Source organism: Allohoeflea poritis (genome assembly GCF_027889715.1).
Lineage (GTDB): Bacteria > Pseudomonadota > Alphaproteobacteria > Rhizobiales > Rhizobiaceae > Hoeflea_A > Hoeflea_A poritis.
On the sequence record NZ_JAPJZH010000001.1, the window covers coordinates 231419 to 246924 of the forward strand.

Annotated in this window: 13 protein-coding genes and 1 riboswitch; of the genes, 8 read left to right on the forward strand and 5 right to left on the reverse strand. The window is 60.1% G+C overall.

The window, feature by feature from the left end:
• Positions 1 to 33 precede the first annotated feature (33 nt).
• Complete coding sequence (locus OOZ53_RS01130) at positions 34 to 423, reverse strand: hypothetical protein (protein ID WP_271087439.1); 390 nt, start codon at positions 421 to 423, stop codon at positions 34 to 36.
• Between the two features lie 98 nt (positions 424 to 521).
• Positions 522 to 1001 (reverse strand): single-stranded DNA-binding protein, encoded by a 480-nt coding sequence (locus OOZ53_RS01135; protein WP_271087440.1) that lies wholly within the window; start codon positions 999 to 1001, stop codon positions 522 to 524.
• A 321-nt stretch (positions 1002 to 1322) separates the two neighbouring features.
• Here OOZ53_RS01135 and uvrA point away from each other — a divergent pair, with 321 nt between their 5' ends.
• The 3 genes from uvrA to OOZ53_RS01150 all read left to right on the forward strand — a co-directional run bounded on the left by uvrA (position 1323) and on the right by OOZ53_RS01150 (position 5764).
• Positions 1323 to 4241 (forward strand): excinuclease ABC subunit UvrA, encoded by a 2919-nt coding sequence (gene uvrA, locus OOZ53_RS01140; RefSeq protein WP_271087441.1) that lies wholly within the window; start codon positions 1323 to 1325, stop codon positions 4239 to 4241.
• A 20-nt stretch (positions 4242 to 4261) separates the two neighbouring features.
• The gene (locus OOZ53_RS01145; RefSeq protein ID WP_271087442.1) at positions 4262 to 5068 is read left to right on the forward strand and encodes a DUF72 domain-containing protein; all 807 of its coding nucleotides are present in this window, start codon (positions 4262 to 4264) and stop codon (positions 5066 to 5068) included.
• A gap of 69 nt (positions 5069 to 5137) precedes the next feature.
• On the forward strand, positions 5138 to 5764 hold the full coding sequence (locus tag OOZ53_RS01150) for an HAD-IA family hydrolase (RefSeq protein ID WP_271087443.1): 627 nt from the start codon (positions 5138 to 5140) through the stop codon (positions 5762 to 5764).
• 45 nt (positions 5765 to 5809) lie between these two features.
• Here OOZ53_RS01150 and OOZ53_RS01155 read toward each other — a convergent pair whose 3' ends face one another.
• Together OOZ53_RS01155 and OOZ53_RS01160 are read right to left on the reverse strand one after the other, a co-directional pair.
• Positions 5810 to 6148: a cupin domain-containing protein gene (locus tag OOZ53_RS01155; RefSeq protein ID WP_271087444.1), complete on the reverse strand. Its 339-nt coding sequence runs from the start codon at positions 6146 to 6148 to the stop codon at positions 5810 to 5812.
• A gap of 40 nt (positions 6149 to 6188) precedes the next feature.
• Positions 6189 to 7691, reverse strand: a complete 1503-nt coding sequence (locus OOZ53_RS01160) for an NAD(P)H-hydrate dehydratase (protein ID WP_271087445.1) — start codon at positions 7689 to 7691, stop codon at positions 6189 to 6191.
• Between the two features lie 345 nt (positions 7692 to 8036).
• Here OOZ53_RS01160 and OOZ53_RS01165 point away from each other — a divergent pair, with 345 nt between their 5' ends.
• Both OOZ53_RS01165 and glnA read left to right on the forward strand, forming a co-directional pair.
• On the forward strand, positions 8037 to 8375 hold the full coding sequence (locus OOZ53_RS01165; RefSeq protein ID WP_136661117.1) for a P-II family nitrogen regulator: 339 nt from the start codon (positions 8037 to 8039) through the stop codon (positions 8373 to 8375).
• 58 nt (positions 8376 to 8433) lie between these two features.
• The gene (gene glnA, locus OOZ53_RS01170) at positions 8434 to 9843 is read left to right on the forward strand and encodes a type I glutamate--ammonia ligase (protein ID WP_271087446.1); all 1410 of its coding nucleotides are present in this window, start codon (positions 8434 to 8436) and stop codon (positions 9841 to 9843) included.
• 51 nt (positions 9844 to 9894) lie between these two features.
• On the opposite strand, the gene OOZ53_RS01175 is transcribed toward glnA, so the two are convergent.
• On the reverse strand, positions 9895 to 10737 hold the full coding sequence (locus tag OOZ53_RS01175) for an alpha/beta hydrolase (protein WP_271087447.1): 843 nt from the start codon (positions 10735 to 10737) through the stop codon (positions 9895 to 9897).
• 190 nt (positions 10738 to 10927) lie between these two features.
• Positions 10928 to 11024, forward strand: a riboswitch (glycine riboswitch).
• A 150-nt stretch (positions 11025 to 11174) separates the two neighbouring features.
• On the opposite strand from OOZ53_RS01175, the gene gcvT reads away from it, so the two are divergent.
• The 3 genes from gcvT to gcvP are packed head-to-tail and all read left to right on the forward strand — an operon-like array spanning position 11175 to position 15496.
• Complete coding sequence (gcvT, locus tag OOZ53_RS01180) at positions 11175 to 12275, forward strand: glycine cleavage system aminomethyltransferase GcvT (RefSeq protein WP_271087449.1); 1101 nt, start codon at positions 11175 to 11177, stop codon at positions 12273 to 12275.
• Between the two features lie 3 nt (positions 12276 to 12278).
• Positions 12279 to 12647, forward strand: coding sequence for a glycine cleavage system protein GcvH (gcvH, locus tag OOZ53_RS01185; RefSeq protein WP_271087450.1), 369 nt, complete (start codon positions 12279 to 12281; stop codon positions 12645 to 12647).
• An 11-nt stretch (positions 12648 to 12658) separates the two neighbouring features.
• The gene (gene gcvP, locus OOZ53_RS01190; RefSeq protein WP_271087451.1) at positions 12659 to 15496 is read left to right on the forward strand and encodes an aminomethyl-transferring glycine dehydrogenase; all 2838 of its coding nucleotides are present in this window, start codon (positions 12659 to 12661) and stop codon (positions 15494 to 15496) included.
• Positions 15497 to 15506: the final 10 nt, after the last annotated feature.

Genomic DNA, 15506 nt, shown 5'->3' on the forward strand with positions numbered 1-15506 from the left:
CACAAAACCGGGGAAGTCGGACTCGCTACAGACCTAGTTGCCAAGATCGACGGTCATTTCCTTGCCGCCAAGGCCATGGACGCTGTCATTGCCGCGGATGATCACCGACGTAACGCCATCCGGGATAGCGACACCTGACAGCGAGCGTGTAAACGGCTGCTCGTTTACATGAGGATGCGCAAGCACGCGCTTGCCGTAGACCGTTCCATCCGGGCCGACCACATCCCAGCGGTCGGCATAATGGTCCCAGCCTTCGTCATCATGCAGCAAAGTGACTGAAAACCGCCACTTTCCGTCGGATTGGCGTTCCGCATCCACAGCCACGACGTCGACCTCTCCGGCCGAAACCAATGATGCGGATGAAAAAACTGCCGCGGTCAGAATGAGTCGAACGTATTGCCTTGCGAGCGACAAGCCGGACATGCGCACCTCCTGTTCGTCAGGCCGCCATCATGCATGCCCGGCAAGTTTAGGGAAATCACATGCGCGCGAGGCAGGTGGCAATGAAAAGTCCGCGTGGGTCAGAACGGGATCTCGTCGTCCATATCGCGTGAAAAGCCGCCTTCCTGCGCCGGCGCCGGCTGACCGTAATCCTGTTGATTGTCGCCAAATCCACCACCACCACCGCCGCCGCCGGCGCCACCTTCCGAACGGCCGTCGAGCATGGTGAGCGCGGAGTTGAAGCCCTGCAACACCACTTCAGTGGAATAACGGTCCTGTCCGCTCTGGTCCTGCCACTTTCGGGTCTGAAGCTGGCCCTCGATGTAGATCTTCGAACCTTTTCTCAGATATTGCTCGGCGATCTTGCAAAGACCCTCGTTGAAGATCACGACACGGTGCCACTCCGTCTTTTCCCGGCGCTCGCCGGTGTTGCGGTCACGCCAGCTCTCCGAAGTCGCGACCCGCAGATTGGCGATCGGCCGGCCATCCTGTGTCCGGCGGATTTCCGGATCCGCACCCAAATTGCCCACCAAAATCACCTTGTTGACACTGCCTGCCATCTTCCATCCTCACAAATCCGGGCATGCCGCCATCTGCCGAAAAGCCTATGCCCTCTTCAATCCGGCGCGACAATAAACCATCAGGACCGCCCGTGTCCGCTGTCAAAAAACTATCCACAGGAGGTTTTTTGTTCACATTATGTTCTAGTTGCACTATTGTGTCTTGTCAAATGATTCAGCATGGGTCATGTGTGTGTGGCAATGTGGCGTGCGTATCTCGACTTGGCGCGGATCGGCCCTAGATTCTGCATCGCATCCAATCCACGAATTGCTGTCTGAACGGCGCGGCGCGCATCATCGATCCGATTGCGGAAGGGGACCATGAGCGAACTCAAGACCATCTCGATCCGCGGTGCGCGCGAGCACAATCTGAAGAGTGTCGATCTCGACCTGCCGCGCAATACGCTGATCGTCATGACGGGGCTTTCAGGCTCCGGGAAATCCTCGCTCGCCTTCGATACGATCTACGCGGAGGGCCAGCGCCGCTACGTGGAAAGCCTCTCGGCCTATGCCCGCCAGTTCCTGGAAATGATGCAGAAGCCCGATGTCGACCAGATCGACGGGCTTTCGCCGGCCATCTCCATCGAGCAGAAGACAACCTCGCGCAATCCGCGTTCGACGGTCGGCACCGTGACTGAGATATACGACTACCTGCGCCTGTTATTTGCGCGTGTCGGTATCCCCTACTCACCGGCAACGGGGCTGCCGATCGAGAGCCAGACCGTCAGCCAGATGGTCGACCGGGTCATGGCTCTGAAAGAAGGCACGCGGCTCTACATCCTGGCGCCGCTGGTGCGCGGCCGGAAAGGCGAATACCGCAAGGAACTGGCCGAGCTCATGAAAAAGGGCTTCCAGCGGGTCAAGATTGACGGTGCCTATTACGAGATTGCCGACGCGCCGGCGCTGGACAAGAAATACAAGCACGATATCGACGTGGTCGTGGACCGCGTCGTGGTTCGCGAGGATCTGGCGACGCGGCTGGCGGACAGTCTAGAGACATGCCTGCGCCTTGCCGACGGACTAGCGGTGGCGGAAATGGCCGACAAACCGCTGCCGGAAGAAGAGACCTCCGGCGGCAGCGCCAACAAGTCGAAGAACGAGACCCACGAGCGGCTGGTGTTTTCCGAAAAGTTTGCCTGCCCGGTTTCCGGCTTCACCATCCCGGAAATCGAGCCACGGCTGTTTTCGTTCAACAACCCGTTCGGCGCGTGCCCGACATGCGACGGGCTCGGCACACAGCAGAAGATCGATCCGGCGCTGATCGTTCCCGAGCCCGGACGCACATTGCGGGACGGCGCCATCGCCCCCTGGGCCAAATCGAGCTCGCCCTATTACGGCCAGACACTTGAGGCGCTCGGCCGGCATTTCGATTTCAAGCTCGGCGACCGTTTCAACGAACTGTCGGACGCCGCGCAGGACGCGATCCTCAACGGCACCAAGGACAGGATCGATTTCCACTATGACGACGGTCTGCGTTCCTACAAGACATCGAAGACCTTCGAGGGCATCATTCCGAACCTGGAACGGCGCTGGAAGGAAACGGACTCGTCCTGGGCACGCGAGGAAATCGAGCGCTATATGGCGGCAGCCCCCTGCCCCAGCTGCGGCGGCTACCGGCTGAAACCCGAGGCGATGGCGGTCAAGATCGACAACCTGCATGTCGGCAATGTTACGGAGATGTCGATCCGTGAGGCCGGAGATTGGTTCGACGGGCTGGCGGATCGCCTGACCGACAAGCAGAACGAGATCGCCGGCCGTATCTTCAAGGAGATCAAGGATCGGCTGAAGTTCCTCAACGATGTCGGGCTGGACTATCTGACCCTGTCGCGCAATTCGGGAACCCTGTCCGGCGGCGAGAGCCAGCGCATCCGCCTCGCCTCGCAGATCGGCTCAGGTCTGACCGGCGTGCTTTACGTTCTGGACGAGCCGTCGATCGGCTTGCACCAGCGCGACAATGCGCGGCTTCTGACAACGCTGAAGCATCTGCGCGACATCGGCAATACGGTGATCGTGGTCGAACATGACGAGGACGCGATCCTGACCGCGGACCATGTGGTCGATATCGGACCGGCGGCCGGCATCCATGGTGGCGAGATTGTTGCCCAGGGCACGCCACAGGACGTCATGGCTTCGCCGACCTCGTTGACAGGGCAGTATCTTTCCGGCGTTCAGGAGGTCGCGGTCCCGGCCGAACGCCGCAAGATCGACAAGAAGCGCCAGATTACTGTCGTCGGCGCGAGCGCCAACAACCTCAAGAACATTACGGCAAGTATTCCGCTGGGCGTCTTCACTGCGGTTACAGGCGTTTCGGGTGGCGGCAAATCGACCTTCCTGATCGAAACGCTGTACAAGGCGGCGGCGCGGCGGATCATGGGCGCGCGCGACAATCCGGCCGCGCATGAACGCATCGACGGCCTGCAGCATATCGACAAGGTCATCGATATCGATCAGTCGCCAATCGGCCGCACGCCGCGTTCCAACCCGGCGACCTATACGGGCGCATTCACGCCGATCCGAGACTGGTTCTCGGGATTGCCCGAGGCGAAGGCGCGCGGTTACCAGCCGGGGCGCTTTTCGTTCAATGTGAAGGGCGGACGCTGCGAAGCCTGCCAGGGCGACGGCGTCATCAAGATCGAGATGCACTTCCTTCCGGATGTCTATGTGACCTGCGATGTCTGCCACGGACAACGCTACAATCGCGAAACGCTGGAAGTCACCTTCAAGGGCAAGTCGATTGCCGACGTTCTGGAGATGACCGTCGAGGAAGGCTGCGAGTTCTTCTCGGCCGTACCGGCTGTGCGCGACAAACTAACGACGCTGCGGCGGGTCGGTCTCGGCTATATCAAGATCGGCCAGCAGGCAACGACACTCTCCGGCGGCGAGGCGCAGCGCGTAAAACTTGCCAAGGAGCTTTCGAAACGCTCCACCGGCCGGACGCTCTATATTCTGGATGAACCGACGACCGGCCTGCATTTCCACGATGTCGCGAAGCTGCTCGACGTGCTGCACGAGATCGTCAACCAGGGCAATTCGGTCGTCGTGATCGAACACAATCTCGAGGTTATCAAAACCGCTGACTACATCATCGATCTGGGCCCCGAGGGCGGCGACGGGGGCGGCGAAATCGTGGCGACCGGCACACCGGAACAGGTCGTGGAGGAAGAGCGCTCTTATACCGGGCAATTCCTCAAAGACCTTTTGCAAAGACGGCCATCCAAGAACATCGAAGCCGCGGAATAACTTTTGCGAGGGACCTTGTAATGGCGCACACCGGCACGATCAGAACTGGTATTGGCGGATGGACCTTCGCTCCATGGCGGGGCACTTTCTATCCGAAAGGTGTGCGACAGAAGGACGAGTTGCACTATGCCAGCCGCCAACTCGCGACAATCGAAATCAACGGCACCTATTACGGCACGCAGAAACCGGAAACTTTCGCCAAATGGGCAAAGGACGTACCAGAAGGCTTTGTGTTTTCGGTCAAGGGCAACCGGTTCGTAACGAACCGGCGTGTGCTCACGGAAGGCGAAGAGTCGATGGAACGGTTCCTCGGCTCGGGCATAACCGAACTGGGCGATCATCTCGGCCCCCTTCTGTGGCAGTTCGCGCCGACGAAGAAATTCGATCCTGACGATTTCGGCGCGTTCCTGTCCATGCTGCCGCAATCGCGGGACGGAATTGCTCTGAAACATGCGGTTGAGGTGCGGCACGAAAGCTTCTCGTCTCCAGAATTCGTGGAGCTGGCGTCACGGCATGGAGCAGCCATCGTCTATGCGGAACATCTGAAATATCCCGAGATCGCAGATGTCACGGCACCTTTTGTCTACGCACGTCTGCAGAAAGGGCAGGATGACATTCCGACAGCCTACCCGGCCGAGGCGCTGGACCTTTGGGGACAGCGCGCAAGGAGATGGGCCGAAGGCGGCACGCCGGACGGGCTTTCCTATGCGGACCCGGATCGCTCGGCCGAGGTCACTGCACGTGACGTCTTCGTTTACTTCATCCATGAGGGGAAGGTTCGTGCGCCGCAGGCCGCGCTGGCGTTGCAGGAACGGTGTGCGACTTAGGAAGCGGACCCTCGAAACGCCTGTTTCACACGCTGCTTCTGCGTTGCTTGTGAAGGAACCAGATAAAGAATGCTCCAGCTCGATCGCGCCTATTCAGCCGTTCTGTTCGATATGGATGGAACGCTTCTGGATTCCCGGGCCGTGCTCGAGCGTGTCATGACAGACTGGGCCGTCGCCAACGAAATCGACCCCATAGCCTTGCTTGCGGTTTCACATGGCCGGCGAACCATTGACGTGGTTCGAGACCATGCGAAAGCCGGCATGGACTGCGAGGCCGAAGCCATAAAAATCGAAGAGGCGGAAGCCAGCGATGTCCGAGGCATCGTGGCAATCCCGGGCGCAGTGGACCTGTTGAGCCGATTGCCGCCAAAGCGCTGGGCCATCGTAACGTCCGCCGGCCGTGATCTCGCTGCCCGCCGGCTGGAAGCAGCCGGCCTGCTCGTTCCCGAGGTGCTGGTGACCGCAGAAGATATCGAACGGGGGAAACCTGATCCTTCCGGTTTCATCCTGGCCGCGGAAAGGCTTGGTACGAAAGCCGAAGAATGTCTGGTCTTTGAAGACGCGCCCGCGGGCATTCAAGCAGGACTGAACGCGGGAAGCGACGTGATCGCCATAGGATTTGCCAATCCGGATGATGCGGAGCCTGTTTGTCCGCTCATTGAAGATTTCCGTGAAATCGACTTCAGACTGAGCTGAAAATGGTGTCGCGCCGCATGTTGCCAAGGTCCTGAACCAGTGCGGTCAGCCGGCTGCCTCATAGTGAACCGCCAACCAGACCGTTGGCGGGCTTTCCTGTGTCCAGGTCACGCGGTGGCGGCAATGGGCCGGCAGGTGGATCCAGTCCCCTGCCCCTAATCGACGCTCATCGTCCTCGCCCTCGATCTTGAGGCGCGCGGCGCCGGCAATCACGACCACCCATTCGTCGTCGTCCTGGTCATACCATTCGCCTTCTGCGGTCACCTGCCCCGTCGACACAATGCGCTCGATGCGCATGCCCGGCCCCATCGCGAGCGTATCGAAGATTTCATCTTGAGCCGTCCCTTCGGGAAGGTCGCTGAGCAGATTTCCGGTCTTCCGCATCCGATATCCTCTCGCATGAGCGGCACAAAGAGTAACCCGCCTATTCGAACAGTACGCTAGGCGATAGAATACCATCCGCCAGATCATCGGCCGTCAGACCCTCGCCCAGTTCCATCCCGGCCTCGCCGTGCATATAGGCGGCAATCGCCGCAGCCTCGAAGGCCGGGACATGCTGAACCAGCAAAGCGCCGATGATCCCCGCCAGACAGTCACCGGAGCCGGCCGTCGCCAGCCATGGAGGCGCGTTGACATTGATCACCGCACGACCGTCGGGCGCAGCAATCACGGTGTCCGCTCCCTTGTAAAGAACGACAGCGCCCGAACGGTCCGCAGCCATTCGTGCGCGATCGACCTTTGAAAGCTCGGTGTCCGCCGCAAGATCAGGAAACAGCCGCGAAAACTCACCGGCATGGGGCGTCAGAATGACCGGCGCGGCGCCATCGGCAATCGCTGAGAACAGATCTTCGGCATTGTCCTTGAATGAGGTCAGGCCATCGGCATCCAGAACCAACGCACGATCAGTGGAAATGATCGTGCGCGCAAACCCACAGGTCTTTTCGCCGACACCGAATCCCGGCCCCAACACAAACCCGTTCATGCGCTGGTCTTGAAGCAATGCGTCAAGATCCTCGTCGCTGGAGACGTTTCGCAGCATGATGGCGGTCAGATGTGCCGCATTCGATGCAATAGCCGATGCGGGAGCAAGGACGGTGACCAGCCCGGCGCCGGCGCGGAGCGCCGAATGGGCGGCAAGCCGCGCGGCGCCGGTGTGGGAAAACGCACCGCTGAAGACGCCAAGGTGGCCCTTGCTGTATTTGTGCCCTGACAGTTTTGGTTCGGGAATCCTGTCGGACCAGATCTCCGGCGTGTTGAGCCAGAGATTCTGATCATGCGCGTCGATTTCACGCTGAGGAATACCGATATCGATGAGATGGACGTCACCGCAATAATCCGCGCCGGGCACGAGAAAGTGGCCCGGCTTGTAGGTCGCGAAGGTGACCGTATGTTCAGCTGAAAGCGCGACGCCCTGGACCTCGCCCGTTCTGCCGGAGACTCCGGACGGAAGATCGGCGGCGACGACCGGCAGTTCCGACGAGACAACCGTCATCATGGCCTCGGCGACCGCGCCCTCGACCGGACGGTCCAGCCCGGCGCCGAAAAGCGCATCGATGACGATTTCACTATCCCGCCAGTCCAGATCGGCCAACGAATGGATGGGTCCTTGCCAGTCGTCGCGCGCCGTTGCCGCGTCGCCCTTCAATCGTTCCGGATCCACCGAAGAATAGAGCCGCACAGGCATGCCGGCCTCGGCCAGGCCACGCGCCGCTACATAGCCGTCCCCGCCATTGTTGCCGGGGCCGCACAGCACGATGGCGCCGGTCGCTTCCGGATAATGCTCGAGCACGCACGCGGAAATTGCCGCGCCGGCGATAAGCATCAAGCGGTATCCATCAATGCCGGACTGGATGGCCGCGCGGTCCACCTCGCCCATCGCCTTTGGCGTCAGGATCGGATGGTGGCCGCGTATCTCGGAAACTGTCATGGTGCGCCCGCCTGATTGCGATTCACGTTGTCAGCGACAATACCAACGATGGAAAAATCTTGAACCGTCATCGCAGATTCGAGGTGATTATTTGATGTGCAATTGCCTAATTCTTATGCATTCATGGAAGGCTAAATTTTAGGCAGCCTTGCGCAATCGGAGTCATGTGGCATCCCCAAGGTTTTGAATCTTACCGCTTTTGCATCCGAAATTGCCGAAAACCGCCGGGCAACAAAAAAAGTACGGAGTTTGCGCCGGCGAATATCAAACTGGCACGGCATATGCATTGGCGTGTGAAGGTGGAGATAATTCCGCATTGTGGATCTAGCAGCGAGACATTCTCTGATGAAAAAGATCGAAGCAATCATCAAACCTTTCAAGCTCGACGAGGTGAAGGAAGCTCTTCAGGAAGTCGGCCTGCAGGGTATTACCGTGACCGAAGCCAAGGGTTTCGGCCGACAGAAGGGCCACACCGAGCTTTATCGCGGCGCTGAATACGTCGTCGACTTTCTGCCCAAGGTGAAGGTCGAGATCGTTCTTGCGGACGATACGGTCGACGCGGCCATCGAAGCCATCCGGAACGCTGCCCAGACGGGCCGTATCGGCGACGGCAAGATATTCGTCTCCAATGTCGAAGAAGTCATTCGCATCCGCACCGGCGAGACCGGTGTCGATGCCATCTAATCGGCACCGAACCTCACCGGTGCCCGACCACAACCACTCTGGAAACTAGGAAGATTAAATGACCAGTGCCTCTGATGTTCTCAAGCAGATCAAAGACAATGACGTGAAATTCGTCGACCTCCGCTTCACCGATCCGCGCGGCAAGATGCAGCACGTGACGATGGATGCGGCCGTGGTCGATGAGGACATGTTCGCCGACGGCATCATGTTCGACGGTTCCTCGATCGCCGGCTGGAAGGCCATCAATGAATCCGACATGGTCCTGATGCCCGACACGGACACGGTCCACACCGATCCGTTCTTCGCCCAGTCCACCCTCGCAATCATGTGCGACATCCTCGATCCGATCTCGGGCGAGCCCTACAATCGCGATCCACGCGGAACGGCGAAAAAGGCGGAAGCCTTTCTGCAGGCATCGGGCATCGGCGACACGGTCTATGTCGGCCCGGAAGCCGAGTTCTTCGTTTTCGACGATGTGCGCTTCACCGTCGACCCCTACAACACCGGCTTTATCCTGGACAGCTCGGAACTGCCGTCCAACAGCGGTTCGGAATATGAAGTGGGCAACCTGGCGCACCGTCCGCGCACCAAGGGCGGCTACTTCCCGGTCCCGCCGGTCGACAGCGCCCAGGATATGCGCTCCGAAATGCTGACGGTCATGGCCGAGATGGGCCTGACGGTTGAAAAGCACCACCACGAGGTGGGCGCCGCCCAGCACGAACTCGGCATCATGTTCGACACAATGACCCGCAACGCCGACAAGCTTCAGATCTACAAATATGTCGTCCACCAGGTCGCCAATGCCTATGGCAAGACGGCAACATTCATGCCGAAGCCGGTCTATGGCGACAACGGCACGGGCATGCATGTGCATCAGTCGATCTGGAAAGGCGGCAAGCCGACCTTCGCCGGCGACGAATATGCCGGCCTGTCGGAGACCTGCCTCTATTATATCGGCGGTATCATCAAACACGCCAAGGCCCTGAATGCACTGACCAACCCGTCGACCAACTCCTACAAGCGATTGGTTCCGGGTTATGAAGCGCCCGTGCTTCTGGCCTACTCCGCGCGCAACCGCTCGGCATCCTGCCGCATTCCATTCGGCACCTCGCCGAAGTCGAAGCGCGTCGAAGTCCGCTTCCCGGACCCGGCGGCCAACCCCTACCTTGCTTTCGCGGCCATGCTGATGGCCGGCCTCGACGGCATCAAGAACAAGCTGCATCCGGGCGATGCGATGGACAAGGATCTTTACGACCTGCCGCCGCAGGAACTGAAGGAAATCCCGACCGTTTCGGCATCGCTGCGCGAAGCCGTCGAAACGCTCGATGCAGACCGCGCGTTCCTGACACAGGGCGGCGTCTTCTCCGACGACCAGATCGACGCCTATATCGAGCTGAAGATGGAAGAAGTCATCCGCTTCGAACACACGCCGCACCCGGTCGAGTTCGACATGTACTATTCTGTCTGATCAGCAGACACACGAAATGGAAGAAGCCGGGCATATTGCCCGGCTTTTTTGTTACCCGGAACTTGAGAACATCCAGTTCAGCGTCTCGCGCCAGTCGACCATTCGGATCGGCGTTCCATGACTGCCGCTCTGAAACAGGACAAAGCGGATCGGATAAATCCCATCCGATGATGCGTAACGGATGCGTTCGTAGAGCGCGTGCTGCCCACGCCAGTCATAGACACTGTCGCGGCTGCCATGGGCGAGCAGCACCGGAACGCCCGCATGGAACGCGGCACTGCGCACAAATGTCTCGTCCACGGTGCCGCCGAGGATAACGATCCCGGCCAGGCGAGACGAAATACCCGGATCATTGCCGCCTCTCCAGCAAAGGGTGCTGCCCATTGACCCGCACGCCAGGACGACCGGTGCGTTCGGCGCGGAATGCCGGATATAGGTCACCAGCGTCTTAAGATGTTCGAGGCCCTTGCCGTCGAAACTCGGGATCGTCGGTGCATAGTAGACGCCGCCATTCCTGACGGTCAGGTTCTTCAGCCGGTTGAAATTACCGCCGAAAGTCCAGTCCTTCACGCCGAGGCGCCGGTCTCCACCGCGGCCATGAATGAAAATAACAGCAAATTTCGCCTTCCTGGTCGGGCCGACCTCATAGGCTTCCACGGCGGTATCGCCAGAGCGGATCGTGACGGTTCTTTGTTGGCGCTTTGGCCGCATCGAGACATAGTGCCTGTGAGCCCGCACCTCCGGCACCTGGTCCCTTTTGTCGATGTCGCGTTCCTTGCGGTAGTCGATTTTCAGAAAGGCACCGCCGTCGCGGCTTTCCAGCACCGACGGGTAGGAGAACAGTTTGTCCTTGTGGGGTCTGAGCGAGATCGATTCGCCGGCTGCCGATGTCATCAGGACCGCAAGGGCGAAAATCACGACTGTTGGTCGCAGGACATTCATCTCGTTACATGTTCACCCGTGTGAAAATCATCGAATCGATAACAGTCTAGTCAATGATCGGTGAATTTCTGGGACAATAGATGACAATGCACGGATATTCCACTAATCTGGCGCGGCCAGCTGGTGTTTCTCGGAGCACCGGATGACGTTTGCGGGAGAGAGCTCGGGTCCGCCGGATCCGTGGCCGCCGAAGGGGAAAATGCCCATAATCTCTCAGGCAAAAGGACCGTAGACAGATAGGCACTCTGGAAAGTCGGGACAGCCGTCCCGCGCCGAAGGTGTAAGCGTAACCGACAGAGTTCCGGTTGCGCGAGTCTCTCAGGCTCCAGACAGAGGGGCGCTAACTCCGCGCGAAAGCGCGGATATGCGCAACCATGTTTGGAGCCAGAATGGAAAAACAGCTACCACTCAAGCAGTTGCATGTTGCCGCCGGCGCCCGGTTCGGGCCGTTTGCCGGCTATGACATGCCGATTTCCTATCCGCTTGGCGTCATGAAGGAACATCTTCACACGCGGCAAGCGGCCGGACTTTTCGACATATCGCACATGTCTCATATCGAGGTCTGCGGTCCTCAGGCCGCGGATCTCATAGCGCGCGTTTGTCCCTATAACGCTTCGGCACAACCGCTGAGGACGGGACGCTACACCTATATGCTCAATGACCGGGCCGGCATGATTGACGACCTGATCGTCAGCCGTCTCGGCGACGAGCGTTTCCTCGTCGTGGCCAACGGCGCTTGCGCTGAAAAGGACCTGGCGCATCTGCAACAGGCTTCCGCTCAGTTCGATGCGAGCGTCACACATATCCCGCGAGTCTTCCTGGCGCTGCAGGGACCAAAATCGGCGGAGGCGCTGGCAAAACTCATCCCGTCCAGCGGCACACTTGTCTTCATGCAGGTAACGGAGCTGGATGACGGAACGTTTCTGTCCCGGTCGGGCTACACCGGGGAAGACGGATTCGAGATCGGGCTTTCGCCCGACAGCGCCGAGGCATTTGCCAAACAGCTTGCGGGGGACCCGCAGGTGGAATGGATCGGGCTGGGCGCCCGTGACAGCCTGCGCATCGAGGCGGGCCTGCCCCTTTACGGGCAGGACATGGATGAGGACACCGATCCCGCAACCGCCGGCCTGATCTGGGCCGTACCGAAAGAATTGCGGTCCGGCGGCAGTTATATCGGCGCCGAGGCGCTTTCCGATATTCTTGACAATGGCGTCAACCAAAAACGCGTTGGCCTGAAACCGCAGGGCCGCGCACCGGTTCGCGGCGGCTCGGTGCTGTTTGCCGGTGAAGCGCCGGATGCCGCCGAAATCGGCCTTGTTACATCCGGCGGCTTCGGGCCGTCCTGCGAACATCCGGTGACGATCGGCCGGATCGACAAATTGGCAGGTTCTGCCGGAGACATCGTTTTTGCCGAGGTCCGCGGCAAGCGACATGCCTGCAGCATCGAAAAATTACCCTTTGTAGAACACAACTATTTCCGAGGAGGCTAACCCATGGCGACAACCTATTTCACGGAAGATCATGAATGGATCCGCGTTGATGGCGACGAAGCAGTCGTCGGAATTACCGATCACGCACAGGAACAGTTGGGAGATATCGTTTTTGTCGAGCTGCCCGAAGCGGGTCAAAAGGTCAACAAGGGCGATGCGGTCATCGTCGTTGAATCCGTCAAGGCGGCATCCGACGTCTATGCGCCGGTTGCCGGCGAAGTCACGGCGGTCAACGACACGCTGGAGGGCGAGCCGGGACTGATCAACGACGCCGCGCAATCGGACGGCTGGCTCATGAAACTCAAGCTCGACGATGCGTCGCAGCTCGAGGGGCTGATGGACGAAGCCGCCTACAAGGCGATGGTTGGCTAACGGAGATTGTCATGACAGTTCACAACCGCAAGGCGCCTGCCGACAGCAGGGATGAGATCCTGCCCTTTGTGGCACGGCACAACGGACCTGGACCGGAAGATGTCCGCACAATGCTGGCGGCCATTGGCGTTCCGTCCGTCGACACGCTGATCAGCCAGACCCTGCCCGAGGCCATCCGTTTTGACGGAACACTGGATCTTCCACCTGCGGCGGACGAGCATGATGCGCTTGCCGAGTTGCGCGCCAAGATCGAGGAAAATGTGGAAGCGCGGTCCTTCATCGGACAGGGCTATTACGGTTGCCGGGTACCGGCCGTCATCCAACGCAACCTTTTCGAAAACCCTGCCTGGTACACGGCCTACACGCCCTATCAGCCGGAAATCAGCCAGGGCCGGCTGGAAATGCTGTTCAATTTCCAGACGCTGGTCAGCGAGCTGACCGGCCTTCCCGTGGCCAATGCATCGCTGCTGGACGAAGCAACGGCCGTCGCGGAAGCAGCAGGCATGGCCTATCGGCATCACCGCATGAAGCGCCATACCATTTCGGTTCACAACCGGCTTCATCCACAGTCGCGCACCGTGCTGGAAACCCGCATGGCACCGCTCGACATCAAGGTGAAAGACGGCGATCCGGACGAGGACACAGCGGCCGTGGTGTTTTCCTGGCCGGACACGTTGGGCGGTTTCGAAGATCCGGCCGAAGTCGTCAAGAAGGCCAAGGATGCGGGCGCGCTCGTCATCGTGGTGACCGACCCGCTCGCGCTGACCTTGCTTCAGCCGCCTGGCGAATGGGGCGCCGACATCGTTGTCGGCTCGGCTCAGCGCTTCGGCGTGCCCATGGGTTTTGGGGGACCGCATGCCGCCTATATCGGCGTTGCGGAAAGCCTGACGCGCATCATGCCGGGCCGCCTTGTCGGGCAGTCCGTCGATGCGAAGGGAAATCCGGCATACCGGCTGGCGCTGCAGACCCGGGAACAGCATATTCGCCGCGACAAGGCGACATCGAATATCTGCACCGCCCAGGCATTGCTTGCCAATATGGCGGCCGCCTATGCGATCTGGCACGGCTCCGAGGGCCTGCGGGCCATTGCGACGCGGGTGTCTCAATATGCCGATCGATTTGCAGGCAGCCTCAAGGCCGGCGGCTATACGATTGCCAATGACCGTTTCTTCGACACGCTGGCTATCGGGGTAAATGGCACAGCACATGATCTGGAGAAGAAGGCGCGCGCCGCCGGCTACCTGATCCGGGTTATCGACGAGGACACGGTCGGCGTTTCATTCGACGAGACGGCAAGCGACCAGGATTTCACGGAACTCTGCACAATATTCGGTGTCAGCGAAGACCCGGCCGGGGGCAAGACACACCTCCCCGCCGGGCTGCGAACATCGCCTTTCCTGACCCAGGGTGTGTTTCACTCCATCAGGTCGGAAACCGACATGATGCGCTATCTCCGGGTTCTGGCGGACAAGGATCTCGCCCTCGACCGGGCGATGATCCCGCTTGGATCGTGCACCATGAAGCTCAACGCGGCAGCGGAACTCGCGCCCGTCTCATGGCGCAAGATCGGCAACATTCATCCCTTCGCACCGGCGGAACACGTGACAGGCTATCGCAAGATGGTATCCGAGCTTGAGGACTGGCTGTGCCAGATCACGGGCTTTGCGGCCGTCAGCCTTCAGCCGAATGCGGGAAGCCAGGGTGAGTTTGCCGGGCTTACCGCGATAAGGCGCTACCATGAATCGCGCGGCGAAGGCCATCGCGATGTCTGCCTCATCCCCTCCTCGGCGCACGGAACCAATCCGGCCAGCGCCTCGATGTCGGGGCTGCGGATCGTCGTCGTGAAATGCACGGATGGCGGTGATGTCGATCTGGAGGATCTGAAGGCAAAGGCCAGCGAGAACAGTGCGAATCTTGCTGCGCTGATGATCACCTATCCGTCGACCCACGGCGTGTTCGAGCAGAAGATCAAGGATATCTGCGATATGGTCCACCAGCATGGCGGGCAGGTCTATTTCGACGGCGCCAACCTGAATGCCATGGTAGGGCTGTCGCGGCCTTTCGAAATCGGCGCCGACGTCTGCCACATGAACCTGCACAAGACGTTCTGCATTCCCCATGGCGGCGGCGGGCCCGGCATCGGGCCCATCGGCGTCTCGGAGCACCTGAAGCCATTCCTTCCCGGAAATCCGCTGGAAGACGGCAGCGGGGCCGTGGCGGCGGCGGCGTTTGGAAGCGCCTCGATCCTGCCGATCTCGTGGATGTATATCCGCATGATGGGCGCCGACGGGCTGAAGGCGGCATCGGAAATGGCAATCCTGTCAGCCAATTACCTGGCTGCGCGGCTTGGCAAGGCGTTCGACATACTCTATCGCGGCGACAACGGCCGTGTTGCGCATGAGTGCATCATCGACACACGTCCGTTCAAGGAGACAGCCAATGTCAATGTCGAGGATATTGCAAAGCGTCTGATCGACTATGGCTTCCATGCTCCGACCATGTCCTGGCCGGTAGCCGGAACGCTGATGGTTGAGCCGACGGAGTCTGAACCGCTGGCGGAACTCGACCGTTTCTGCGATGCCATGATCGCGATCCATGCGGAAATCATGCGTATCGAGCATGGCGAATGGAGCACGGACGACAATCCGCTGGTCAACGCGCCGCATACGGCCGAGATGGCCATTGCCGGCAAGTGGACGCACGGTTACGACACCATGCTTGCGGTCGCGCCGGGCGGTGCGGCGCAACTGACATCCAAATACTGGCCGCCGGTTGCCCGGGTCGACAATGTCTATGGCGACCGCAATCTCGTATGCACCTGTCCGCCGATCGAGCAATTGGCCAGCTGACGCGGGACCG